At 61.8% G+C, this 23,343-nt stretch carries 21 protein-coding genes; 9 read left to right on the top strand and 12 right to left on the bottom strand.

All coding sequences use genetic code 11. The features are described 5' to 3' along the window. A partial coding sequence (locus tag B5E41_RS29620; RefSeq protein ID WP_176439458.1) for a transposase occupies positions 1-200 on the top strand: 200 nt, incomplete at its 5' end. 122 nt (positions 201-322) lie between these two features. Here the strand turns inward: B5E41_RS29620 and B5E41_RS29615 are convergent. The 9 genes from B5E41_RS29615 to B5E41_RS29575 form a co-directional block, all read right to left on the bottom strand. Then, a complete protein-coding gene (locus B5E41_RS29615; protein WP_088397167.1) occupies positions 323-3,466 on the bottom strand; it encodes an efflux RND transporter permease subunit in 3,144 nt (1,047 codons plus the stop codon). A 25-nt stretch (positions 3,467-3,491) separates the two neighbouring features. Next, a complete protein-coding gene (locus tag B5E41_RS29610; protein ID WP_088397166.1) occupies positions 3,492-4,631 on the bottom strand; it encodes an efflux RND transporter periplasmic adaptor subunit in 1,140 nt (379 codons plus the stop codon). Between the two features lie 49 nt (positions 4,632-4,680). Then, on the bottom strand, positions 4,681-5,289 hold the full coding sequence (locus B5E41_RS29605; RefSeq protein WP_085860528.1) for a TetR/AcrR family transcriptional regulator: 609 nt from the start codon (positions 5,287-5,289) through the stop codon (positions 4,681-4,683). 200 nt (positions 5,290-5,489) lie between these two features. Further along, a complete protein-coding gene (locus B5E41_RS29600) occupies positions 5,490-5,921 on the bottom strand; it encodes an OsmC family protein (protein ID WP_011426902.1) in 432 nt (143 codons plus the stop codon). 148 nt (positions 5,922-6,069) lie between these two features. Further along, on the bottom strand, positions 6,070-6,849 hold the full coding sequence (locus B5E41_RS29595; protein ID WP_088397165.1) for an SDR family oxidoreductase: 780 nt from the start codon (positions 6,847-6,849) through the stop codon (positions 6,070-6,072). Continuing rightward, positions 6,850-7,737, bottom strand: a complete 888-nt coding sequence (locus tag B5E41_RS29590) for an aldose 1-epimerase (RefSeq protein ID WP_088397164.1) — start codon at positions 7,735-7,737, stop codon at positions 6,850-6,852. Further along, the gene (gene araH / locus B5E41_RS29585; protein ID WP_088397163.1) at positions 7,734-8,684 is read right to left on the bottom strand and encodes an L-arabinose ABC transporter permease AraH; all 951 of its coding nucleotides are present in this window, start codon (positions 8,682-8,684) and stop codon (positions 7,734-7,736) included. Before araH ends, B5E41_RS29590 begins: the two co-directional genes overlap by 4 nt. Positions 8,685-8,701: 17 nt before the next feature. Then, positions 8,702-10,207 carry an L-arabinose ABC transporter ATP-binding protein AraG gene (gene araG, locus B5E41_RS29580; RefSeq protein WP_088397162.1) on the bottom strand — a complete coding sequence of 502 codons (1,506 nt, stop codon included), beginning with the start codon at positions 10,205-10,207 and terminating at the stop codon, positions 8,702-8,704. A 71-nt stretch (positions 10,208-10,278) separates the two neighbouring features. Beyond that, positions 10,279-11,262, bottom strand: a complete 984-nt coding sequence (locus tag B5E41_RS29575; RefSeq protein WP_088397161.1) for an arabinose ABC transporter substrate-binding protein — start codon at positions 11,260-11,262, stop codon at positions 10,279-10,281. A 235-nt stretch (positions 11,263-11,497) separates the two neighbouring features. Here B5E41_RS29575 and B5E41_RS29570 point away from each other — a divergent pair, with 235 nt between their 5' ends. The 4 genes from B5E41_RS29570 (at position 11,498) to B5E41_RS29555 (ending at position 14,785) form a co-directional block, all read left to right on the top strand. Beyond that, positions 11,498-12,226, top strand: coding sequence for a FadR/GntR family transcriptional regulator (locus B5E41_RS29570; protein WP_088397160.1), 729 nt, complete (start codon positions 11,498-11,500; stop codon positions 12,224-12,226). Positions 12,227-12,290: 64 nt separating this feature from the next. Then, positions 12,291-13,439, top strand: coding sequence for a galactonate dehydratase (dgoD, locus tag B5E41_RS29565; protein WP_088397159.1), 1,149 nt, complete (start codon positions 12,291-12,293; stop codon positions 13,437-13,439). A gap of 95 nt (positions 13,440-13,534) precedes the next feature. Next, entirely contained in the window at positions 13,535-13,930 is a 396-nt protein-coding gene (locus B5E41_RS29560) for a DoxX family protein (RefSeq protein WP_088397158.1), read from the top strand. Between the two features lie 75 nt (positions 13,931-14,005). Beyond that, positions 14,006-14,785, top strand: a complete 780-nt coding sequence (locus B5E41_RS29555; protein WP_088397157.1) for an SDR family oxidoreductase — start codon at positions 14,006-14,008, stop codon at positions 14,783-14,785. Between the two features lie 21 nt (positions 14,786-14,806). On the opposite strand, the gene B5E41_RS29550 is transcribed toward B5E41_RS29555, so the two are convergent. Both B5E41_RS29550 and B5E41_RS29545 read right to left on the bottom strand, forming a co-directional pair. Continuing rightward, complete coding sequence (locus B5E41_RS29550; RefSeq protein ID WP_088397156.1) at positions 14,807-16,024, bottom strand: adenylate/guanylate cyclase domain-containing protein; 1,218 nt, start codon at positions 16,022-16,024, stop codon at positions 14,807-14,809. Between the two features lie 63 nt (positions 16,025-16,087). Further along, entirely contained in the window at positions 16,088-17,113 is a 1,026-nt protein-coding gene (locus B5E41_RS29545) for a LacI family DNA-binding transcriptional regulator (RefSeq protein ID WP_088397155.1), read from the bottom strand. Between the two features lie 96 nt (positions 17,114-17,209). Here B5E41_RS29545 and B5E41_RS29540 point away from each other — a divergent pair, with 96 nt between their 5' ends. The 4 genes from B5E41_RS29540 (at position 17,210) to B5E41_RS29525 (ending at position 22,948) form a co-directional block, all read left to right on the top strand. Further along, a complete protein-coding gene (locus tag B5E41_RS29540; RefSeq protein ID WP_088397154.1) occupies positions 17,210-18,394 on the top strand; it encodes a phytanoyl-CoA dioxygenase family protein in 1,185 nt (394 codons plus the stop codon). Positions 18,395-18,593: 199 nt separating this feature from the next. Beyond that, complete coding sequence (locus B5E41_RS29535; protein WP_088397153.1) at positions 18,594-19,415, top strand: SDR family oxidoreductase; 822 nt, start codon at positions 18,594-18,596, stop codon at positions 19,413-19,415. A gap of 93 nt (positions 19,416-19,508) precedes the next feature. Then, positions 19,509-20,420, top strand: coding sequence for an SMP-30/gluconolactonase/LRE family protein (locus B5E41_RS29530; RefSeq protein ID WP_088397152.1), 912 nt, complete (start codon positions 19,509-19,511; stop codon positions 20,418-20,420). 281 nt (positions 20,421-20,701) lie between these two features. After that, positions 20,702-22,948 (top strand): glycoside hydrolase family 2 protein, encoded by a 2,247-nt coding sequence (locus tag B5E41_RS29525; RefSeq protein WP_088397151.1) that lies wholly within the window; start codon positions 20,702-20,704, stop codon positions 22,946-22,948. Between the two features lie 75 nt (positions 22,949-23,023). Here the strand turns inward: B5E41_RS29525 and B5E41_RS29520 are convergent. Further along, positions 23,024-23,343 (bottom strand): TOBE domain-containing protein (locus B5E41_RS29520; RefSeq protein WP_141098829.1); only part of this gene is annotated, 320 nt, incomplete at its 5' end.

Raw genomic sequence — 23,343 nt, 5'->3', positions numbered from 1 at the left:
AAGCAATCTACAAGCGGCGAAAGGAGACGGTCGAACGCTCCTTCGCGGATGCCAAACAGCTTCACGGACATCGCTATGCCCGCTTCCGAAGTCAAATCCGCGTCGCATGCCAGTGCCTGCTGGCAGCCGCAGCGCAGAACATCAAGAAGATCGCGATGGCCCTCACAACGGCACCAAAACCAACGCGCATGAGGCGATGACGCCTCCGAAAGCCCGCCATCGCAAGTCGTTCAAGCCACCAATATCAATACAAAACAAAACCCCGCCAAAAAATGACGGGGTTTGTCAGCAGCCTGACGGCGCGGCTTTCGCCGCGCCGTCCTCACTCGGCTGCCAACGCCGGCGGATCTCTGTCATCCGCCTCTTCCTGGATGGCGTCGGCATCCCGGCCTGGCTCGTCCTTCGTCTTCGGCTCGCGGCCGAAGAAAAGGGCGTAACCGGCGGGTAGAACCAGAATGGTGAGCACTGTCGCAACCAGGATGCCGCCCATCATCGCGTAGGCGAGCGGACCCCAGAAGACACCGCGCGAGATCGGGATCAGCGCCAGCACGGCGGTCAGCGCCGTCAGCATGATCGGCCGGAAACGCCGAACGGCCGCACCGACGATCGCTTCCTGCCGGTGCATGCCGGCCTTGATGTCCTGGTCGATCTGGTCGACCAGGATGATCGAATTGCGCATGATGATGCCGAGCAGCGCGATGACGCCGAGGATCGCCACGAAGCCGAAAGGCGCGCCGCTGATCAGCAGGGCGCCCGCGGCCCCGATGATGCCGAGCGGCCCGGTGGCGAGCACCAGCATCGCCTTGCCGAGATGCTGCAGCTGCACCATCAGCAGCACGATGATGACGGCGAGCATGATCGGCGCCTTGGCGGCGATCGACATCTGGCTTTCCGCCGCATCCTCGGCGCCGCCCTGGATCTCGACATTATAGCCGGCCGGCAGACTGTCGCGCAGATCCTTCATGTCGGCATACATCTTCATCACGACGTCGTTCGGCTGCACGCCGTCGGGCAGCGTCGCGCGCACGGTGATGGTCGGCAGCCGGTCGCGCCGCCATTCGATGCCCTGCTCCATCACGGGCACGACCTTGGCGACCTGCGAGACTGGCACGAAGCCGCCGAAATCGGTCGGGACATAGACGGAATTCACCGCCGACAGCAGCGAGCGGCTGGCGTCCGGCTCGCGGACGACGATCGAGACCGTCTCCTCGCCGTCACGGAAATCGTCGAGCGGCGCCCCGGACATGGCGGTCTGCAGCATCTGACGCACGCGCTGCGAGGTCACACCAAGCGCCCGGGCGCGATCCTGGTCGATCACCAGCTTCATCGCCGGCACCGGCTCCAGCCAGTCGTCGTGAATGGCTCCGAGCATCGGGTTGGCCGTAAACCGCGCCTTCACCTGATCGGCGATCGCTCGCACCTCCTGGCGGTCAGGTCCCATGATGCGCATCTGCACCGGCCAGCCAGTGGGCGGACCGAGGAACAGGCGGTCGACCTTGCCGCGGATCGATGGGAAGTCTTCGGCAAGAATGGTGCGCAGCTTGACGATCAAGCGTTCGCGCGCCGGTTCGTCCTTGGCCATGACGAGCAGCTGGGCGAAATTCGGATTGCGCAGCTGCTGATCGAGCGGCAGGAAGAAGCGCGGTGCGCCTTCGCCGATATAGGTGGCGATGAACCGCTTGTCGGGATCATCCATCATCTTCGCTTCGAGCGCCTTTGCCTGCACCTCGACCTCTTTGATGCTGGTGCCCTCGGGCAGCCACAGATCGACGAGAATCTCAGGCCGCGACGACTGCGGGAAGAAATTTTGAGGAATGAACTGGAAGGCCCAGAGGCTGGTAACGAAGGTCCCGAGCGTCAACAGCAGGACGATGACGCGATGGCGAACCGCCCAGCCGACCGTACCGCGCAGCCGGCGGTAAAAGCGGGTGTCGAAAGCATCGTGATGCTCGCCGGCATGATGGCGCTGCTTGAGGATCATGTAGCCGAGCCACGGCGTGAAATAGACCGCGACGAACCACGAGGTAACAAGTGCGATGCCGACGACGTAGAACAGCGAGCGCACATATTCGCCCGCGGTCGATGCGGCGAAACCGACGGGAATGAAACCGGCCGTGGTGATGAGTGTGCCAGTCAGCATCGGGAAGGCGGTCGAGGAATAGGCAAAGCTTGCCGCCTCGATCTTGACCAGCCCCTCCTCCAGCTTTCGCTCCATCATTTCGACGACAATCATCGCATCGTCGACCAGCAGGCCGAGCGCAATGATCAGCGCGCCGAGCGAGATGCGCTGCAGGTCGATGCCGAGTTCGTACATCAGCGCGAAAGTGGCGGCGAGCACGAGCGGAATGGCGATGGCAATGACGAGGCCAGAGCGCCAGCCGATCGACAGGAACGAGACTACAAGCACGATGACAAGAGCTTCGCCGAGTGCATGCATAAATTCGCTGATCGCGTCCGTCACGACGTCGGGCTGGTTGGCGATCTGGTCGACCGCAACACCGTAAGGCAGGGCTTCTTCGAAGCGCTGATAGGTTGCCTCGACGCCCTTGCCGACGTCGGTGACGTTGAAGCCTTTGGCCATGACAACGCCGACCTGAACGCTGTCATGGCCGTTGAAACGGTACTTGCGCTGATAGGGGTCCTCGAGCCCGGAACTGACGGTGGCGATATCGCCGAGGCGGGTCACCTGGCCGCCGGCGCGAAGGCTGAGATCGCGGATATCGGCCACCTTCTTCATGTCGCCTTCGACCGAAATGCGCACCGAGCGCAGGCCGGTATCGACCGAGCCTGCCGGATCGACATTGTTCTGGCCCTTGATGGCGTTCTGCAGGTCGAGGATCGTCAGGCCGCGCTCGGCAAGCGCCTTGGACGAGACGTCGATATAGATCTTCTCAGGCTGGTCGCCGATGATGACGGCCTTCTCGACGCCCGGTGTCGTCAGCAGCATGTCGCGCGCCTGGATCGCGAATTTCTTCAGTTCCGGATAGGAATAACCCTCACCGCTGATCGAATGCAGCGTGATGAAAGTATCGCCGAATTCATCGTTGAAATAGGGACCGAGCAGCCCCTGCGGCAGTTCGCTGGAGATGTCACCGACTTTCTTGCGCACCTGGTAGAAGGCATCCGCCACGTCCTTCGAATTCGTGTCGCCCTTGACCTGCAGGGTGATGATGGCGCTGCCCGCCCGCGTATAGGACTTGACCCAGTCGATATGCGGCGTCTCCTGCAGCTTGCGCTCGATCTTGTTGACGACCTGGTCTTCCATTTCCTGAATGGAAGCGCCGGGCCAGATCGCCTGGACGACCATGACGCGGAAGGTGAATTCCGGATCTTCGCGCTGGCCCATGCGCATCAGGCCGAGCACGCCGGTGATGATAATCAGTCCGAAGAGGAAGCGCGCGATGCTCGGATGTCCGATCGCCCAGCGCGATAGATTGAAGGGCCGCTTTTCGGTGTTGGCGTCCATTGTCATGTTTCCTTTTGCGACGCGATCAACGCACGGCTTGGTCGGTATCGGCCGAGGCCGATTGCTGCTCCGGCACCTTCACCTTCAGGTTCTCACTCATGAACTGGGTGCCGGCGGCAACGACGAGATCGCCGCTATCGAGGCCCTCGGTCACATGCACGCCGTCGCCGGTGAAATCGGCGACCTTGATATCGCGGCCATGTACCATCGCCGTATCGCGGTCGACCGTCCAGACCATTTGCTTGCCGTCCTTCTCGGCCAGCGCGGTGAGCGGGATCGAGACATAGCTGTTATCGTTGTTGACATCGGCTTCGATCGTCGCGGTCATGCCGAGCAACACGCGAGGATCGTTGGGCAGGCTCACGCGAACCGCAAAGGTGCGCGACTGCTGGTCGGCGCTGCCGGAAACCTCCCGCACCTTGCCGTCGAGCACCAGCCTGTCGTCCGCCCAGAAACTGGCCTTGACCGTCTTGCCGGGCTTGAATTCAGCAATGTCGTTTTCCGGAACCGCGATCTGCACTTCCTTCTCGCCGTCGACGGCAACGGTGACGACGGGGCTGCCGGAGCCGACGACCTGGCCGATATCGGCATTGATCGATGTCACGATGCCATTCTGCCCGGCCTTGAGCTCGGTATAGCTCACCTGGTTCTTCGCCTGGTCCAGCGCCGAGAGCGCTGCGTCGCGCTGCGAGATCGCCTGGTCATGGCTAAGCGCGGCCTGTTCGAGCTGCGACTTCGGCGCGACGCTCTTGTCGAACAGCTGCTCGGCGCGCTTGTTGGCGAGATCGGCGGTTTCGACGCCCCTTTCCGCGGCTGCGAGATTGGCCTCCGCCGTCTTGACCGCGAGCTGATAGTCGGTGGCGTCGACGCGGGCGAGAACGTCGCCGGGCGTCACCCGATCACCAATATCGACGAGACGCTCGGTGATCTTGCCCGCCACCCGGAAGCCGAGGTTCATCTCCGTGCGCGCCTTGACCGACCCTGAATAATCGAGCTTGCGAGTATCATCGGCCTTGGCGATCTCGACGACCTTCACCGGCCGGATGACTTCCTTGACCTCAGCTTTTTCCTCCGAGCAGGCGGAAAGGCCGATGCCGATGGCGCCGACGAGCGCGAGGCTGGCAACGGACGGCATGCGATTGCTGAGGGTCTTGAGCGAAAACATCTTCCGCACTCCTGGAATGTTTCGGGGGACCGACGACGGCTGCCGTCGGTTATTTCTTGAGCGCCCTGATGACGTAGTCGATCAGTTCGTCGACGCTTGCGCGGTTGGTTTTGGCAAGACATTGCGCCACCATCTGCGGATGACAGAGATTGATCGTCGCCGCGCCGAAACAGCGCGAGGCGACGACCGGGTCCTGCTCGGCGAATTCGCCGGCGGCGATGCCTTCGGCGATGATTTCGGCGATGAGATCATGAACGCGATCGATATGTTTTTCGATGACATGCCAGTCGCGCTCGATCGCGACCACGATCATCTCATGCACCTTCATCTCGTCGAGCATCGTATCCATCGTCCATTGATACTGAGTCTCGACATAGAGGCGCAGCCGCTCGCTGGCGCTGAGCGGCTGGTGGCGGATGTCATAAGCAAGCTGATAGCAGGTCGCGAGCATGCGCCCACAAAGCGCCTGATGGATTTCCACCTTGGAGGCGAAGAAACGATAGATATTGGCGGGAGACATGCCGAGATCGCGGGCGATGTCGGCCACCGTCGTCTTGCTGTAGCCGTAGTGACGGAACAGCCGCTCGGCCGCGTCGAGAATGCGCGTGACATTCTCTTGCCGCGTGACGTCGAGCGTATTTTCCGCGATGTCGTTCATGAGTTTTGGTGCCTCGAGTTACGACTGACGATTTTCGAATTTCGTCATTCGTAAAATATCAGGCGTTATTTGTCAATGGTGCGGCGTAGCGCCAGTGGCTGAGCGTGATGAATTCGAAACGATGTGACGATGAGCGTCGGCCACAATTGAAAGTGCCGCGACGTCAGACGCGCGGCACTTCGTCGGCGACAGCAGAAAAATCAGGCGAGCTTGACGTCGAGCGTGATCGGAACCGCGGCGAGCGCCTTGGAAATCGGGCAGCCGGCCTTCGCCTTGTTGGCGAGTTCGGTGAAGGTCGCCTCATCGGCACCGGGGATGCGGCCGGAAAGTGAGAGATGGATGGCAGTGACGGCGAAGCCACCCTCGACGCTTTCGAGCGTCACCTTGGCCGAGGTTTCCATATGCTCGGCGGTGAAACCGGCTTCGCCGAGGATGAGCGACAGCGCCATGGTGAAGCAGCCGGCATGGGCAGCACCGATCAGCTCTTCCGGGTTGGTGCCGGGAATGCCTTCGAAGCGGCTGGCAAAGCCGTAGGGATAGTCTGTCAGGGCGCCGCTCTGGGTCGAGATCAGGCCCTTGCCGTCCTTGAGGCCGCCGCTCCAATGAGCCGAAGCCGTACGATTGATCTGCATGCCGTCCTCCTGTTTCGATGGTTTTGAGGAAGCGGCAGGGCGCCGCTCCATGCCTGAGGGAGATTGGATAGGCTCCCCGCGAGACAATATAACGCTCTATCCTGAGAAGACGACAGGCTCGTAAAAATCGGCGGAATAGAAAGCCCTTTCAGGCGGGATGCTGCTGCACGCCGAGACCGCCGTCGATCGTCAGGCAGGTGGCGTTCATGAACGGGCATTCGTCGGAGATCATGAACACCGCCGCCATGGCGATCTCTTCCGGCGTTGCGATCCGCCCGCCGGGATGCAGCTTCATCGTCTCGGCCTTGGCGGCCTCCGGATCGGGGAAGCTGTCCCAATAGTCGATCACTTTCTGCGTCGAGACATAGCCCGGCGCCAGAGCGTTGACCCGGATATTGCGGGACGCGTACTCCAGCCCGAGGGATTTCGTCATGCCGAGCAGCGCATGTTTGGCCAGCGGATAGGGAAAGGTGTGCGGAATGATCGTGAAGGCGTGCGTGGAGGCAATGTTGAGGATGACGCCGCCGCCGCGCTCGATAAACCCGGGCAGCACCGCCTTGCAGCAATTCCATGCTCCCTTCAGATTGATATCGAAGCAGCGGCTCCACTCCTCGTCGGTCGTATGGAGCGGCTCGGCAAAGACATTGACCCCGGCATTGTTGACGAGCGCATTCAATGGGCCGATCTCGTCGTTCGCATGAGCAACCGCCCTGGTGATCGTTCCGGCATCGGTTATGTCGGCCGGCAGATAACCAACCTGGCCGCCGGTGCTTGCGAGCTCTGCCGCTGCCTGCGCCAGCAGCGCTCCATCGCGATCGACGAGATAGACCGCAGCATTCTCCCTGAGGAAAGCCCTGGCGATCGCAAGGCCGATACCCTGCGCAGCGCCGGTGATCAGAATATTTTTGCCCTGCAGGCGATCGCTCATCTATCTCCCCTCCGATGGAAGCGGCAGCGCCGACAGATCGATCGTCACCTTGCCGACAAGGACCTCACCCGGCGCAAGCGGCGCTAGCCCGCCGAATTCGGGCAGGTGATGGCCGTTCGGAAGGTGGCTCATCGGCTCGAGACAGAAGAAGTCGTTCCGGTCGGTCGGCATATAGAGCATGAAGCGGTCAAGCGCGCCCTCGGCTTTCAGCGCCGCCTGAATTCCTAGCTCCGGCCAGGCGATTGCCGCCCGCCTGTTCCAGCCTTCGAAGGCATTGTTCATCCATTTCTGCGGCAACAGCTTGCCGGACCTGAAATCGAAATCGTCAGGCACAGGGCCGGGCACATCGGGAAGATGGTCGGGGCGCTCATTCCAATAGCGATCGGCCGCAATCGTCAGCCTCGTCTTTGGGGTCCGGGCGAAGAAGGGATGTTGACCCAGTCCGAAGGGAAGCGTTTCGCCCCGGTTTTCTACGGAAAGCGTCAGCACCAGGCTATTGCCGGCGACACGGATCTCCTGCCGGGTCAGATAGGCATAAGGTGAAACCTTGTCGGCGATGCGGGAAAAGGAGAACTTCGCATGCTCCACGCTGGCCTCTTCCAGCTGCCAGAAGCCGAGCCAGCCGTCGCCGTGCCGATAGAGCGGATCGGAAGTATTCGGCTGGAAGGTATAGGCACGTCCGGCAAAGGACATGGCATTGCCTTCCACACGATTGCCGAACGGCACCATCGCAAAATTCGCCATAACACCATCCGGCCCGCCGGCCGCGACGAGAAAGGGCGTCTCCCGATAGGTCGCGGCGGTGACGGCAGCACCCCGGCGGCTGACCCGAACGGCGAGGTCGCCGTGCCTCAGTTCGATTTCGTCCCCTGCCCGCTCATGGCTCATCCGCGTCGCCCCGCAGCCGAAGATCTCAAATTGTCGAGCAGCACGGCGATCAGCAGGATCAGCCCGCGCACGACATACTGATAGAATGCCTGAATATTCAGCAGGTTCATAACGTTTTCGGCAATGCCCATGATCAGCACCCCGACGATGACACCGCTCATTGCCGCCCGGCCGCCGGCCAGCGAAACGCCGCCGAGGACGCAGGCCGAAATCACCGAGAGCTCGAGTCCCGTCGCCGCATTCGGCTGGCCGGAAGTGATGCGCGAGGCAAGCAGGATGCCGGCAATGCCGCAGACGAGACCCTGCAGCGCAAAGATCCAGACACGCATGGTGACGACATTGACGCCGGCAAGCCGCGAGGCTTCGGGATTGCCGCCGATCGCCAGCGTGTTCTTGCCGAAAACAGTGCGGTTGAGCACGAAGCCGAAGAAGACGAAAAGGATGAGCATGATCCAGATCGGCGTCGGCACTGTGAGGAATCGCGACAACGCAAGCTGGTAGAAAGCCGGATCGTTGATGCCGACCGCGCGGCCGTCCGAAGCGATCAGCGCCAGGCCGCGCACGATCTGCATGGTCGCAAGCGTCGTGATCAGCGCGTTGATGCGGAACCGGGCGATGACGATGCCATTGACGAAACCGACGACGGCGCCGCAGAGCAGGGCGGCCAGCAACCCGACGGGAATGGAGCCTGTCGTGTTCGAGACCATCACCGCGGCCATACCAGAGAAAGCGACGATCGATCCGACCGAAAGATCGAAATCGCGGGACGCCAGGCAGAACATCATTGTGCAGGCGACAATGCCGATCGTGACGACCGATTGCAGCAGCCCCAGCATGTTCCGCTCGGTCAGGAAATTCGGAACGAAGAGGGAGACGATCACGAAGGCGGCGGCGAAAATCACCACCAGCCCCTGTTCGCCCAGAAGGATTTTTTTCAACGAAGTCATCGTCCATGTTCCCAGTCTTAAATGATGCCCGCGGCCTTCTTGTCGGGGAGTGCCGCCGTCAGGATGCTGCGCTCGTCGAAATCCGGGCGGGCGACATTGGCTGCCACCCTGCCCTGACACATCACCATGATGCGATCGGAGATGCCCATGACCTCGGGCAGCTCGCTTGAGATCACCACGATCGCCATGCCGCCGGCCGCCAGCTCATAAAGGATTTCATAGATTTCCGACTTCGCCCCGACGTCGATGCCGCGCGTCGGCTCGTCGATCACGAGAACCTTGATGCCCTGCTCGGAGAGCCAGCGGCCAAGGATGACTTTCTGCTGGTTGCCGCCGGAGAGATTGATGATGTCCTGCTTGCGCGACGGCGTGCGCACCCGCAGCCGGGCAATGAACTGATCGGCCAGCGCCGCCTCCTTCTTCGGGTTCAATATGCCGAAGGGCGAAAAATGCCGGCGCGACGAGATCGCGATATTCTCTTCGATCGATCGGCCCTGGACGATGCCGTCAAACTTGCGGTCCTCCGGGCAGAGCACCATGCCGGCGCTGATAGCCGCTTTCGGATTGCTCGGCGAAACCGCAATGCCGTCGATCGTAACCTCGCCCCGATGCCTGTCGTCGGCGCCGTAAAGCAGTCGCGCCATCTCGCTGCGGCCGGCGCCGATCAGGCCGAAGAAGCCGAGAATCTCGCCTTGGCGGACGGAAAAACTGATCGGCATACGCAGCCGCGGCCCCGACAGGCCCTTGACCTCGAGCCTGACGCCGCCGAGCGGGCGCTCATGCCATCCCCAGACATTGCTGATCTCGCGCCCGACCATTTCGGCAATGATCTGCTCGCGCGTCGTCTCGGCGATCTGAGGATGATGGGCGGCAAGCCTGCCGTCGCGCAGCACGGTCAGGCTGTCGCAAAGCCGAAAAATCTCGTCGAGGCGGTGCGAGACGTAGAGAATGACCGTTCCCTTCGCCTTCAGCTTGTCGATGAGCGAAAACAGAATTTCGCTTTCGCGCGAGGAAAGCGAGGAGGTCGGCTCGTCGAGCGCGATCACCCGCGCCTCGAGCATCACCGCCTTGGCGATCTCGACCATCTGCCGCGCCCCTATCGAAAGCGAGGCGACCTTGGCCGACGGATCGACATCGATGCCGATCTCTTCGAGTTTCGATCGCACTGTCTCGATCAGTGTTTTGGCATTAATCACTCCGCCCTTCCCGGGGAAGCGGCCAAGCCAGAGGTTTTCGGCCACCGTCAGCTCCGGAACGAGCTGCAGTTCCTGATGGATGACGATGACGCCGGCGTGGAAGGCGTCGCGCACCGAGGCATAATTCTGTTCTTCGCCATCGATGAGAATGTTGCCGGCATCGGCGGCCTGATCGCCCGACAATACGCGGATCAGCGTCGATTTGCCCGCGCCGTTCTCACCCATCACGCCGTGGACGGCGCCCTTCTCGACCGCGAAGGAGACGTCCGACAGCGCCTGCACGCCGGGATAACCTTTGGAGATATGTTTGAATTCGAGAAACGCCATCGCCGCTCCGCCGACAAGGATCCAGCGGCACGCGGAGCGGCCGCCGGAGGTTGATCATTTTGGAAGCACGATCACTCGATGCCAAGATCCTTGCGGACCTTCTCGTAATCGCCGCGCAGCGCCAGCGAACCGGAGGTCAGCGTCAGCTTTTCAGGCTCCTTGTCGTTGGCGATCCAGTCGTACATGTTGAGCGCCGTTTCATAACCGTGACGCTTCGGCGAGATGATGACGGTGCCGAAGAAGCCCGTCGCGACCGGCTTCTTGAACTCATTGATCGCCGATTCCGCGCCGCCGATGCCGACGCCGATCACGTTGGTAGCCGGAATACCGACCGATTCCGAAGCGCGGACGGCGCCGAGAACGGCTTCGTCGTTGAGGCCGAAAGCCACCCAGTATTTCACGTCGGCATGTTTGTTGAGGACGGTGGTCGCCGCGTTGAGTGCTGCCTCGGTATCCGTTTTCGCCTGCGGCGCATCATAGATGTTCTCGGCCGGGAACCCGGCAGACTTCAGGACCGAGATCGCACCTTCGACGCGATCGACGGCGGTCGGCAGCTGATCGTAGGAAACCCGGATCGCGCCGACGTTCTTCATGTCCCAGCCGCGCTTCTTGATTTCGTCGACGATCGCCTGTCCGACGGTCTCGCCGATCTTGGTGGCCGAAATTCCCATGTGCGGCACGTCTTCCAGCGGCTTGCCGTCGGCACTGACGAGGCGGTCGTCGACCGTCATCAACTTCAACTGGTTGGCTTCGGCCTTGGCGACGATGCCGGGACCGAGTTTGACGTCGGGCGTGCAGATGATGAAACCCTGCGCGCCCTGCGCGCCGAGATTGTCGATCGCCGACTGGACCTTCTCGCCATCTTCGGCGCCGATCTTGACGACGATGAAGCCTTTTTCCTTGGCGGCCTGGTCGGCGAATTTCCATTCGTCCTGGAACCAGGGCTCTTCCGGCTGCTTGACGATGAAACCGATCTTGACGTCTGCGGAAAATGCCGAGCCGGCTGTCAGAATGGCGAACGTGCCAGCCAGAATAGCTGCTTTGAACAAGCGCATGTCTCTCTCCCTAAACTCTGAAATCGAGCAACTGCCTCCCAGGCAGCGCCCAATGAATTATGTTAAATCATCATACCAGTCAATTGCCAATGTATGATGATTAGAATAATAGGATAGTGGCGAGAGACGGATCGACCCGTCGCAAACTGGATGGAATTCGGTTAATCAGGTTCGGTTGCTGCCTGGGAGAGAGCGCGGAGAGGTGAAGTTGGAATCGACTGAGGAACAAGGCCGAATGGAAAGCTCCGGCAGCGAACGCCGCCCGCGCGTACGCCGCAACGTGACGGCGGCCATCGCTCAGGACATCTGCGCGGAGCGCTATCCCTCGGGCTCGCCGCTGCCTCGCGAGAACGACCTCTGCGAACTCTACGGAGTCAGCCGCACCGTCATTCGCGAATCGCTGAAAGTGTTGGAATCCAAGGGCCTTGTCCGTGGCAAGCCGCGGGTCGGAACGACCGTTTGCGATCGGGATGAATGGAACATACTGGACGCCGAGGTGCTCGACTGGATGGGGCCTTACATCAAAGACTTCGACCTTTTGGGATGCATTCTCGAAGCCCGGCGCACCATAGAACCGGCAGCCGCCGGATATGCCGCCGAACGTGCCAGCGCCCAGGAGATCGCCGATCTCGATAAGGCCTGGCGGCAGATGCGTGACAGCGCAGGCGATCCGGAAAGCTTCACCGACGCCGACGTGATGTTTCATACGGTGCTGCTGACCGCCAGCCACAACCAGGTGTTCCGGCGTTTGTCCAGCGCCATTCATGCTGCCCTGAAATATGCGCTGCATGCCTCCAACATCGCCGTCGAAAACCGGGAGGATGCGGTGCTCGTTCACGGCGAGCTGGTCGAGGCCTTGCGCATGCGCGACAAGGCAGGCGCCAGGGAATGCGCTAATCGCATGCTCGATCTTGCGGTACGCGACCTTGCCGCCGCAGAGAAGGCGATCGGCAGGACGAAATGATCAATAACGAAAAGCCCTGGAAGCGCTGTCCCATCGCAAATCCGAGAAGAGATTAAGACCTAAGATGAAGATCACCAAACTCACCACCTATATCGTTCCGCCGCGCTGGCTGTTCCTGAAGGTCGAGACCGACGAAGGCATCGTCGGCTGGGGCGAACCTGTCGTCGAGGGCCGCGCGCTGACCGTCGAGGCCGCCGTCCACGAACTTGCGGATTACCTGATCGGCAAGAACCCCTTCCTGATCGAGGACCACTGGACGGTGATGTATCGCGGCGGCTTCTATCGCGGCGGCGCGGCCCATATGAGCGCGATCTCCGGCATCGACCAGGCGCTCTGGGATATCAAGGGCAAGGCGCTCGGTCAGCCGATCCATTCCCTGCTCGGCGGCCAGCTCCGCGATCGCATCAAAGTCTATTCCTGGATCGGCGGCGACCGTCCTTCCGACGTCGCCAACAATGCCAGAGACGTGGTCGCCCGCGGCTTCAAGGCGATCAAGCTCAACGGCTGCGAGGAAATGCAGATCGTCGACACCAACGAGAAGGTGGAAAGGGCAGTCGAGACCATCGCCGCCATCCGCGAGGCGATCGGTCCGCATATCGGCATCGGCGTCGATTTCCATGGCCGCGTTCACAAGCCGATGGCCAAGGTGCTCGCCAAGGAGCTCGAGCCCTACAAGCTGATGTTCATCGAGGAGCCGGTGCTGTCGGAAAACAAGGAAGCGCTGCGCGATATCGTCAACCATACCTCGACACCGATCGCGCTCGGCGAACGGCTCTTTTCGCGCTGGGATTTCAAGCAGGTCCTTTCGGACGGCTATGTCGACATCATTCAGCCGGATCTTTCCCACGCCGGCGGCATCACCGAATGCCGCAAGATCGCGGCCATGGCCGAAGCCTATGATGTGGCGCTCGCACCGCATTGCCCGCTCGGCCCGATTGCGCTCGCTGCCTGCCTCCAGGTCGATGCCGTCAGCTACAATGCCTTCATCCAGGAACAGAGCCTCGGTATCCATTACAACACCGGCAACGACATCCTCGACTACATCTCCAACAAGGAGGTGTTCCACTATGCCGACGGTTTCGTCTCGATCCCGCAGGGGCCGGGCCTCGGCGTCGAGGTCGACGAGGCCTATGTCATCGAGCGCGCCAAGGAGGGACATCGCTGGCGCAACCCGATCTGGCGGCATGCCGATGGCAGCTTTGCCGAGTGGTGAGAGAGCGAAGGGTCGCGCAAGCGGCCCTTTTTCATTCGCAGTGTAGGATATAAGCCGTCTCTTGCGTCATAATGGAAGCTCAAGAGGAGGTTCCCATGGCCAGCGCAATCGCAATCATCGTCGCCCGCATCATCTTCAGTTTCATCTTCTTCATGGCCGCCGGCTTCAAGTTCGCCGATATCGGCGCCACGGCGAGCTATATTGCCGCCGCCGGCTTCCCGATGGCGACCTTCCTCACCTGGGTCGCAGCCTTGTTCGAGATCGCTTTGGCCCTTGCCTTCATATCCGGGACCTTTTTCACCGAGGCGAGCCTGCTGGCAGGCATCTACGTGATTTTCCTTGCCTTCGCCTTCCACGGACCGTCCCATTGGCAACAGAACCAGGCCGAATTCGGTTTCTTCGTCGATCACTTCACCTTTCTTGCCGGCCTGCTCTTCGCCGCCGTCCACGGGCCGGAGAGATGGGCCTTGCGGCAAACCCTATTTAGATAGTGCGGCCGTCTGCTGCTTCCGGAACCAACGGTCGCGCCGAACATTGGCTATCGGCAGACGTTCAAGGAGGCAGCCATGGAGCTTGAGGGAAAGATCGCATTGGTGACGGGTGCCGGTTCCGGTATCGGCAAAGCGGCCGCGTTAAGGCTCGCTGCCGAGGGAGCAAGGGTTGCAGCACTGAGCCGCACCGCCGACGAGGTCGAAAAGACTTGCGCCGAAATCAACGCCGCCGGCGGTCAGTCGATCGCTCTGACGGCCGATACCAGCGACGAAGCGCAAATGCGAACCGCGGTGAAGAAACTGACGGACACCTTCGGCGGCCTCGACATTGTCATTGCCAATGCAGGGATCAACGGAGTTTGGGCGCCGATCGACGATCTGAAACCGGATGAATGGGACAAGACCATCGCCGTCAATCTGCGCGGCACCTATCTGACCCTGCACCTGACGGTTCCGCATCTGAAGCGCCGCGGCGGTTCGATCGTCGTCGTCTCATCGATCAACGGCACCCGCACCTTCACGACGCCGGGCGCCACCGCCTACAGCGCAACCAAGGCCGGCCAAGTCGCCATGGTCCAGCAGCTTGCCCTGGAGCTCGGCCGCCACGGCATCCGCGTCAATGCCGTCTGCCCCGGCGAGATCGAGACCAATATCAATGCCAATACCGATAGCCGCCGTCGCGAGGAGACGGAGGTTCCGGTCATCTGGCCGCAGGGCGATATCCCGATTGCCGGCGGGAAGGCAGGCAAAAGCGAGGATGTTGCCGAAACCATCCTCTTCCTTGCCTCCGACCGCGCCCGGCACATCACCGGTACGCCGATCTGGATCGACGGCGGCCAGGGCCTGTTGCGGTAATCCTCGAAGGTCTGGCGGAATTCAGCCATTCAGCCGGGCGCTGTCGAGCGTATAGAGTTCCTGCGCACGCTGCACCCCACGCAACGCATAACGTCCGACGCAGGCAAGCGCGGCGCGCTCTTCCGCCGGTATGGCCGCGGCGAAATCGGAGGAGATCAGCAGGTTGAGGTCGACCGAACGACACATGGAGGCGATCCGGCTGACCTCGTTGACGGCGGGGCCGATGACGGTGAAGTCCAGCCGGTCCTGGCTGCCGATATTACCGTAGAAGACATCGCCGATATGCAGGCCGATATAGACGTCGGTCGTCGCCCGGCCGTCGGCAGCGCGCGCGGCATTCAGTTTGGCGAGCTTTTCCCGCAGCAGCGATTCGGCCCCGAGCGCCGCACGGCAGGTTTCGGCCGGCACTTCTCCCTTGAAGATAGCGAGCACACCGTCACCAATCAGCTTCAGCACATTGCCGCCGGCCTCATGGATCGCCGAGATGGCTACCTCGCTGTAATCGTTGAGGAGCGGGATGATTTCCTCCGGCGGCACGCGATCGGAAATCTTGGTGTAGTTCAACAGATCGGAAAACCACAGCGCGGCCGAGATCCGTTCCGATTTACCGCGGCTGATCTTGCCTTCCATTACCTGCCGCGCCGCATCCTCGCCGAGATAGACTTCCGCGATGGTGCGGGCGATGCGCCCCAGCGCAATGCACTTGATCGCCAGTCCGAGGACCGGCACCAGCTTGCGCAGGATGGCGAGATCGTGATCGGAAAAGCCCTCGGGATGTTTGGTTGCGAAATGCGAAAAGAAGCAATCCATCTCACCGATCGTGCCGGCTTCGCTGAAACGATGCATCATTGCCACGAAATCCGTGTTTCCAGCTTCGGCGATCTTGTCGAGCATGGTGAAATCGACCGGATCGCCAAACCCGATGCGTCGGCGCACCTCCCGCTCGTTGCCCGACCAAAGATGGTAGAAGGCCGAGCGCTGCCAGCTCGCCGCCGCTTCGCCCGAGCCCGTCGGGCCATACTCGAACTCGGTTTCGATCTCCTCGACGCTGTCCCAGCGGAAGGCGCGGCCTTCATGCACCGGATGCAGCGTATCCATCAACGCCATGCCGCGGTCGAGCGGCAGGCCGGCATGCCGACAGGCCGCGCAGAAACCGGTCATGAGCTCGGCTTCCGAAGCGCCCTTCAGTCCCTGCTCCGTAACCCAGGCCGCAATCGTGCTGACGTCGCTGTAATCCATGCCGCTCACCTTCGCTTCGCCCAAGCTGTAGCCCGAACTCAGCGTGGAAGGAAGTCAATTGGTTCAACCGCACGCAGGCATATTATAGGGCGTGACAATTTCGATGGAAGAAAGCGAAGCGGGAACGGCCAGCCCGGGGGCTTGTGCCCGGCTCATGATCGCCCTGAAGGCCGAGCGGGCATCGGTTCTGAGATCGTGATGCAGCACGAAGCCGATACGCCCGGCGGCAAGCAGGGCGCGGTTATCGGCATCGAGATCATGGGCGACGAAGACGCGGACGGGACGGTGGGCGGCATCGAAGGCCGCCAGCACCGCGCGGTTGCCGCCGCCGATCGAATAGACGGCATTGATGGCGGAATCGGTCGCCAGCGCTGCCGCCGCAAGTGTTCCCGTCGCCCTGTCGCTGCCGTGCCCTTCGCTGATTTCGGTGATGCCGATATCCGGATAACGGCTGCGGATGATGCGGCGAAAACCGATTTCACGCTCCTCCTCGCCGCGGAACCGCCCGCTCGACAGTGTCACCAGTACTTTGCCGCCGTCACCGCCGAGGAATTCGCCGATCAGATAGGCGGCGGTCTCTCCCGCCGCCCGGTTGTCGGCGCCCGCATAGGCGATGCGAAGCGAATTCGGCAAATCCGTCACCAGCGTCACCACCGGAATGCCGGCCACATCCGCCCGCGCGACGGCGGCAGCGACCTCGGCGACATCAGGCGCCTTGAGCACAATGCCATCAGTGCCGCGTAGCCGGATGCGATCGAGAAGCTGCGCCAGCTCGGCCGGCTTCATCACTTCGGCGAAGTGGAAGCGGCAGCGGAAGACGCCAGGCAGGAAGGTCGCCATCTCCGACTCGAAGGCGGCGCGCACCGCATCGCTGAAACGCTGAGGCGTCTCCATAACGATATCGATCGCCAATATGCGCCCGCCGCTCGTCGCCCCCGTCTGCTGCTTCTCCAGCTCCGCGATCGCCGCGTTAACCCGCAACTGTGTCTGCTGGCGCACACCCGGCCTGCCGTTCAGCACCCGGTCGACCGTGGCAGTGCTCAGTCCCGCCTGGAAGGCGATGTCCTTCACGAGAAAGGGATGGGCCATGGAAATTCGTCTGATGGTTTTTTGATGGATTCCTGATCTATATCATCCTGCAGCCCGGCGTATAGTGCCGCCATTGGAAACCGGGAGGAGCCCAATATGAAGATCGACAATCCGCAGAAGCTGCGCGCCGACCGTGTCTGGCTCAGCGAAGACGCCTGTGACCTCGACGATTTTCGCCGCCTTGCGCAAAAGACGACCGCCCTTGCCGATTACCCGACAGCTTCCGCAGTCGAGAAGAACGTGCTGATCTATGACAGCCGCAAGGTAACGGCGGCGGCAGCCGGCGAAGGCAAACGCCTCGTGCTGGCCGAAATCTGCGAAGCCTTCGGCGAAGGCCCGGGTGTCGTCGTTTTCAAACACGCATACCAAAACACCGGCATCATCGACCGCGCCAGCGCGATTTTCGAGGCCATCATCGAGGAACAGCACCGCACCTCGACGGGCGGCGGCGATCACTTCGCCAAGCCCGGCGCCAACGACCGCATCTGGAATTCGCTGGAAAAACACTGCCTCGCCGATCCGGAAAATTTCGCCGAATACTACAGCAACGCCATTATCGCGCTGGCAAGCGAAGCCTGGCTCGGACCGAGTTACCAGATGACGGCGCAGGTCAACCGCGTCAATCCGGGCGGTGCGGCGCAGTCGGCCCATCGCGACTATCATCTCGGCTTCCAGTCGTCTGCGGTCGTCGAGCAATTCCCGGCGCATGTGCACCGTCTCTCGCCTGTGTTGACGCTGCAGGGTGCGGTCGCCCATTGCGAGATGCCGCTCGAAAGCGGTCCGACACTCTTCCTGCCGCACAGCCAGACCTATGTGCCGGGTTATCTGGCGCTGAAGCGCCAGGAGTTCCGTGATTATTTCGAGGCCAACCACGTCCAACTGCCGCTCGAAAAAGGCGACGTCGTCTTCTTCAATCCCGCCCTCTTCCACGCCGCCGGGACCAACCGCTCGGCCGACATCAAGCGTGTCGCCAACCTCCTGCAGGTCTCCTCCGCCTTCGGACGAGCCATGGAGACCGTCAACCGAGAGAGAATGAGCGCCAGACTCTTTCCCGCCCTAAAGGCGTTGCAAGACCGGCTCTCGCCCGACGAAATCGCCAACGCCGTCGCCGCCTGCGCCGAAGGTTACTCCTTCCCCACCAATCTCGACCGCGACCCGCCGCTCGGCGGACTGGCGCCGAAAACGCAGGCGCAGCTGATGCACGAGGCGCTCAGGGAGGGCTGGAGCGACGAGACTTTTAAGGCAGCGCTTGCCGAACAGGCGCAAAGGAAATTGAGTTGACTTTGGAAATCGGAACCCCCTCATCCGCCCTACGGGCACCTTCTCGCCGAGGGGAGAAGGGAGAATCGAGGCGCCGCCACCTGTCTCTTCTCCCCAGTGGGAGAAGGTGCCGGCAGGCGCATGAGGGGGCCACACGGCACCGACATACGAGCCTCCCGCACGCGCGGGGGCCATTCGCACATGAAAAGGGAGCAACCACATGAGCAAAGATCACGGACGCCTCGACGGCAAGATCGCCATCGTCACCGGCGGCACGCAAGGATTGGGCGCAACCATCGCCCGTCTCTTCGCCGAACGCGGCGCGGAAGGCATCGTCATCTGCGGCCGCAACGAAGCCAAGGGCAAGGCGAAGGCGGCGGAGATTTCGGCTGTGACCGGCGTGAAGGTCGTCTACGTCAAGGCTGACCTCGCCAAAGTCGAGGATGCGAGCCACGTCGTGCACGTCTGCGACCAGACCTTTGGTCGTGTCGACGCCCTGGTCAATGCCGCCGCCATTACCGATCGAGGCACGATCCTCGACACCAGCCCCGAACTCTTCGACGCCATGTTCGCCATCAATGTGCGCGCACCGTTTTTCCTAATGCAGGAAACGGTGAAGGTCATGCGCCGCGAAAAGATCGAGGGAACGATCGTCAACATCGGCTCAATGTCGGCCAAAGCCGGCCAGCCGTTCATCGCCGCCTACTGCGCCTCCAAGGGGGCGCTGGAAACCCTGACGAAGAACACCGCCTATGCGCTGCTGCGCAACCGCATCCGCGTCAACGGCCTGAACATCGGCTGGATGGCCTCCGAAGGCGAGGATCGCATCCAGCGCGAATATCACGAGGCACCTGCCGACTGGCTGGAGAAGGCGGCGGCGAACCAGCCCTTCGGCCGGCTCGTCGATCCGCACGAGGTGGCGCGCGCCTGCGCCTACCTGTCATCGGCGGAATCCGGCCTGATGACCGGCTCCGTCATCTGCTTCGACCAATCGATCTGGGGGGCTTACGACGGCTCGCCGCATCCGGTCACCGCTCTCTGAGAAATCCGAGCTTACATTTCCCGTTGCCGGGCTCTGGTACCTGGCAGGATTTATCGTTAGGAGAAGGTCGACTGCATTCAGAGAGGAACTGGCGTGGCTGACAATCCGCTTTATGAGATCCGCGACGAACGTTTCGCCGCTCTGGTTGTCGGCACCGCCGCCCTCGAGGAGCTTTATTCCGGCTGCCGCTGGACAGAGGGCCCGGTCTGGTTTTCCGACCTGAACTGCCTTCTCTGGAGCGATATTCCGAACGAACGCATGATGCGCTGGATGCCGGATGGAACGGTCTCCGTCTTCCGCTCGCCCTCGAACTATGTCAACGGCAATACCCGCGACCGGCAGGGCCGGTTGGTCTCCTGCGAACATGGCGGCCGCCGCGTCACCCGCACGGAACCGGACGGTAGCATCACCGTTCTCGCCGACAGCTACGAGGGCAGGAGATTAAACTCGCCGAACGACGTTGTCGTCCATTCGGACGGCGGGATCTGGTTCACTGACCCGACCTACGGCATCCTCTCGGACTATGAGGGCCATAAGTCCGAGCCCGAGCAGCCCACCCGCAACGTCTACCGGATCGACCCCGCAAGCGGCGCAATCGACGCCGTCGTCGAGGATTTCATCCAGCCGAACGGCCTTGCCTTCTCACCCGATGAAACGAAACTCTACATTGCCGATTCCGGTTCGGGCAAACACGAAGTGCCTTGCCATGTCAGAGTTTTCGATGTCGTCGACGGCAGAAAGCTTGCCAACAGCCGTTATTTCTGCAGCCTCGATGCCGGCCATCCCGACGGCTTTCGTTTCGATGTCAGCGGCAATCTCTGGACGAGCGCGGGTGATGGTGTGCATTGCTTCTCACCCGACGGCACGTTGCTCGGCAAGATCAAAGTGCCGCAAACAGTGTCCAATCTTACCTTCGGCGGCCCGAAGAAGAACCGGCTCTTCATCACCGCGACCCGTTCCGTCTATTCGATCTATACCAAGACGAACGGCGCACAATATCCGTAAACTTCGGAAGCACAGCGCGCCGTGCGCTCGACAGACACGCCTGACGATATCGCCATCGCCGAACAGGACGGTGTTGCACGGCGCGCATCTGTAAGGGGCGGCAGCGGTTCCGGATGACGAACTGCACGAAAAAAGCTAAAGCGCGTCGCATGAATCAGATTTGATGCGGCGCGCTGGAGCGCTCGCACCTCATTGCATCAAGGAGGAGTACCCGATGATCCGATTTTCACGCACCAAGGGGTGCCGCACGGCTCCTGATGCCACAACCGGGAGAGCCTGAGATGCGTTCCGTCGTTTCCTTCAACGAGGGCTGGAGTTTCCAAGAGGGCTTCGGCCAGCGCCTGCTTGAAAGCTTCGATGCCGCCAAGTCGGTCAGCCTGCCCCACACCGCTGTCGAACTGCCCTTCAACTATTTCGATGAGAAGAGCTATCAGCGCGCCTTTACCTATCAGAAGGTGCTGCGTTGGCTGCCGGAATTCGAGGGTCGCGAGGTTTCCCTCGTCTTCGACGCGGCCATGGCCGACAGCGTCGTTTACCTGAACGGCGAAGAGATCATCGCCCATAAGGACGGCTATACACCCTTCGAGGCCCGCCTCACCGGCAAGCTCCTCAAGGGCGAGAACCTCGTGACCGTCAAGATCGACGGCAGCGAAAACCCTGAGATCCCGCCCTTCGGCGGCCGCATCGATTATCTGACCTATGCCGGCATCTACCGCGACGTCTGGCTGAAGGTCACCGACCCGGTTTCGATCCGTAATCTCAAGATCGAAACGGCTGACGTTCTCGCCCCTTATAAGTCGGCAAGCATCCGCGTCGATCTCGCCAACCCCGAGGGCCGCAGCTTCTCGGCGACCGTCACCGCCGCGCTGAAACAGGCCGACGGGACGGTGATCGCCACCGCAGCGACCGAAACGATCGGCGACCGCACGACGCTTTCCTTCGGCGGCCTCACCGGCATCACGCTCTGGGACATCACCGACCCGACCCTCTATGAGGTTACCGTCGAACTCAGGACCGAGCACGGCTCCGACCGCCTCTCCACCCGGTTCGGCTTCCGCACCGCCGAATTCACGACGGAAGGTTTCCTGTTGAACGGCAAGCCGCTGAAACTGCGCGGCCTCAATCGCCACCAGGCCTTCCCCTATGTCGGCTATGCCGCCGGCCGCTCCGCCCAGGAGCGCGACGCCGACATCATGAAGAGCGTGCTGAAGTGCAATATCGTCCGCACCTCGCATTACCCGCAGTCAAAATGGTTCCTCGACCGTTGCGATGCGATCGGCTTGCTGGTCTTCGAGGAGATTCCCGGCTGGCAGCATATCGGCGATGCCGACTGGCAGAAGGAATCGATCGAGAACGTCCGCCGCATGATCGAGCGGGACTGGAATCATCCGTCGATCATCATCTGGGGCGTGCGCATCAACGAGTCGCAGGATAGTCATGATTTCTACGTCGAGACCAATCGGCTGGCCCGCGAGCTCGACAGCACCCGCCAGACCGGGGGCGTGCGCTACATCACCGAAAGCGAACTGCTCGAAGACGTCTACACGATGAACGACTTCATCCTCGGCAACGAGGAACTGCCAGGCGCCAACCGCCCGCGGACAGTCCTGCGCGGTCAGCAGGAAAACACCGGCCTATCCCGCAAGGTGCCGTACCTCATCACCGAGTTCAACGGCCACATGCACCCGACGAAGATCTATGACCAGGAACAGCGCCAGGCCGAGCATGTGCGCCGTCACCTGGAAGTGCTGAACGCCGCCTACGGCGATCCGGATATTTCAGGCGCCATCGGCTGGTGCATGTTCGATTACAACACCCACAAGGATTTCGGCTCCGGCGACCGCATCTGCTATCACGGCGTCATGGACATGTTCCGCGAACCGAAATTCGCGGCCTATGCCTATATCAGCCAGTGCGATCCTTCCGAGGAGATCGTCATGAAGCCGGCGACCTTCTGGGCGCGCGGCGAGCGCAATATCGGCGGCGTGCTGCCGCTGATCATCCTGACCAATTGTGACGAGGTGGAGCTGCAATATGGCGCGCTCAGCAAGCGCGTCGGCCCGGACCGCGAAAATTATCCGCATCTGCCGCATGCGCCTGTTGTGCTCGATCACCGGCACTTCACCGCCGATGAGCTCGGCACCTGGGGCCTGGAATGGATCGACGGCACTCTCACCGGCTATATCGCCGGCGAAGCGGTGGCCAGCCTGAAGCTGGCAGCCGATCCCTTGCCGACGACATTGGAAATGGTCGCCGACAGCTCCACACTGAAGACTCGCGAACGCGACAGCACCCGCGTCATCATCCGCGCCCTCGACCAGTGCGGCCAGCGCCTGCCTTTCATGAACGACAGCATTTCGCTGAAGGTGCATGGACCCGCAAGGATCGTCGGCCCGACGAATGTGCCGCTGCAGGGCGGCACATCAGGCTTCTGGCTGGAAGCGACGGGGCTCGTGGGAGAAATTACCGTCGAAGCGGTCTCCCAGCGCTTCGCGCCAGTGACCCTCAACGTAACGGCCGTCGCCTGACGCATAGCCCCAAAATCGAAATCGATTTTCTGAGAGCATAGAGCGCCGCGTGTTATCAGACGCGCGGCGCGCCACTTACGAAATCCTGGCCTGTGTTTCCGGATCGAAGAACACCGCCTTGTCGAGATTGAAGGCGAGGCGTGTGTTCTGGCCTGGGGCGATGCCGGCATCGGCGCGCAGGCGGGCGACGACGGATTTGCCGCCGAGCTTGGTGACGGCAAAGGTGTCGGAGCCGGCCGGTTCGACCACCTCGATCAGGCAATCGTCCTCGGTCAGCGAGCGCGCCTTGCGGTCGGCGCCGTCGGGATCGGTCAAGGCTTCGGGACGGATGCCGAAGATCACCGGCTTGCCGGCATAGGCGGACAGGCCGTGATTGCCGGAGACGACCGGCAGCC

This window comes from Rhizobium esperanzae, assembly GCF_002204185.1.
In the GTDB taxonomy this organism is placed as follows: Bacteria; Pseudomonadota; Alphaproteobacteria; order Rhizobiales; family Rhizobiaceae; genus Rhizobium; species Rhizobium esperanzae.
The sequence above is the reverse complement of the archived record's forward strand: the minus strand, read 5'-3'. Positions and strand labels throughout refer to the sequence as shown.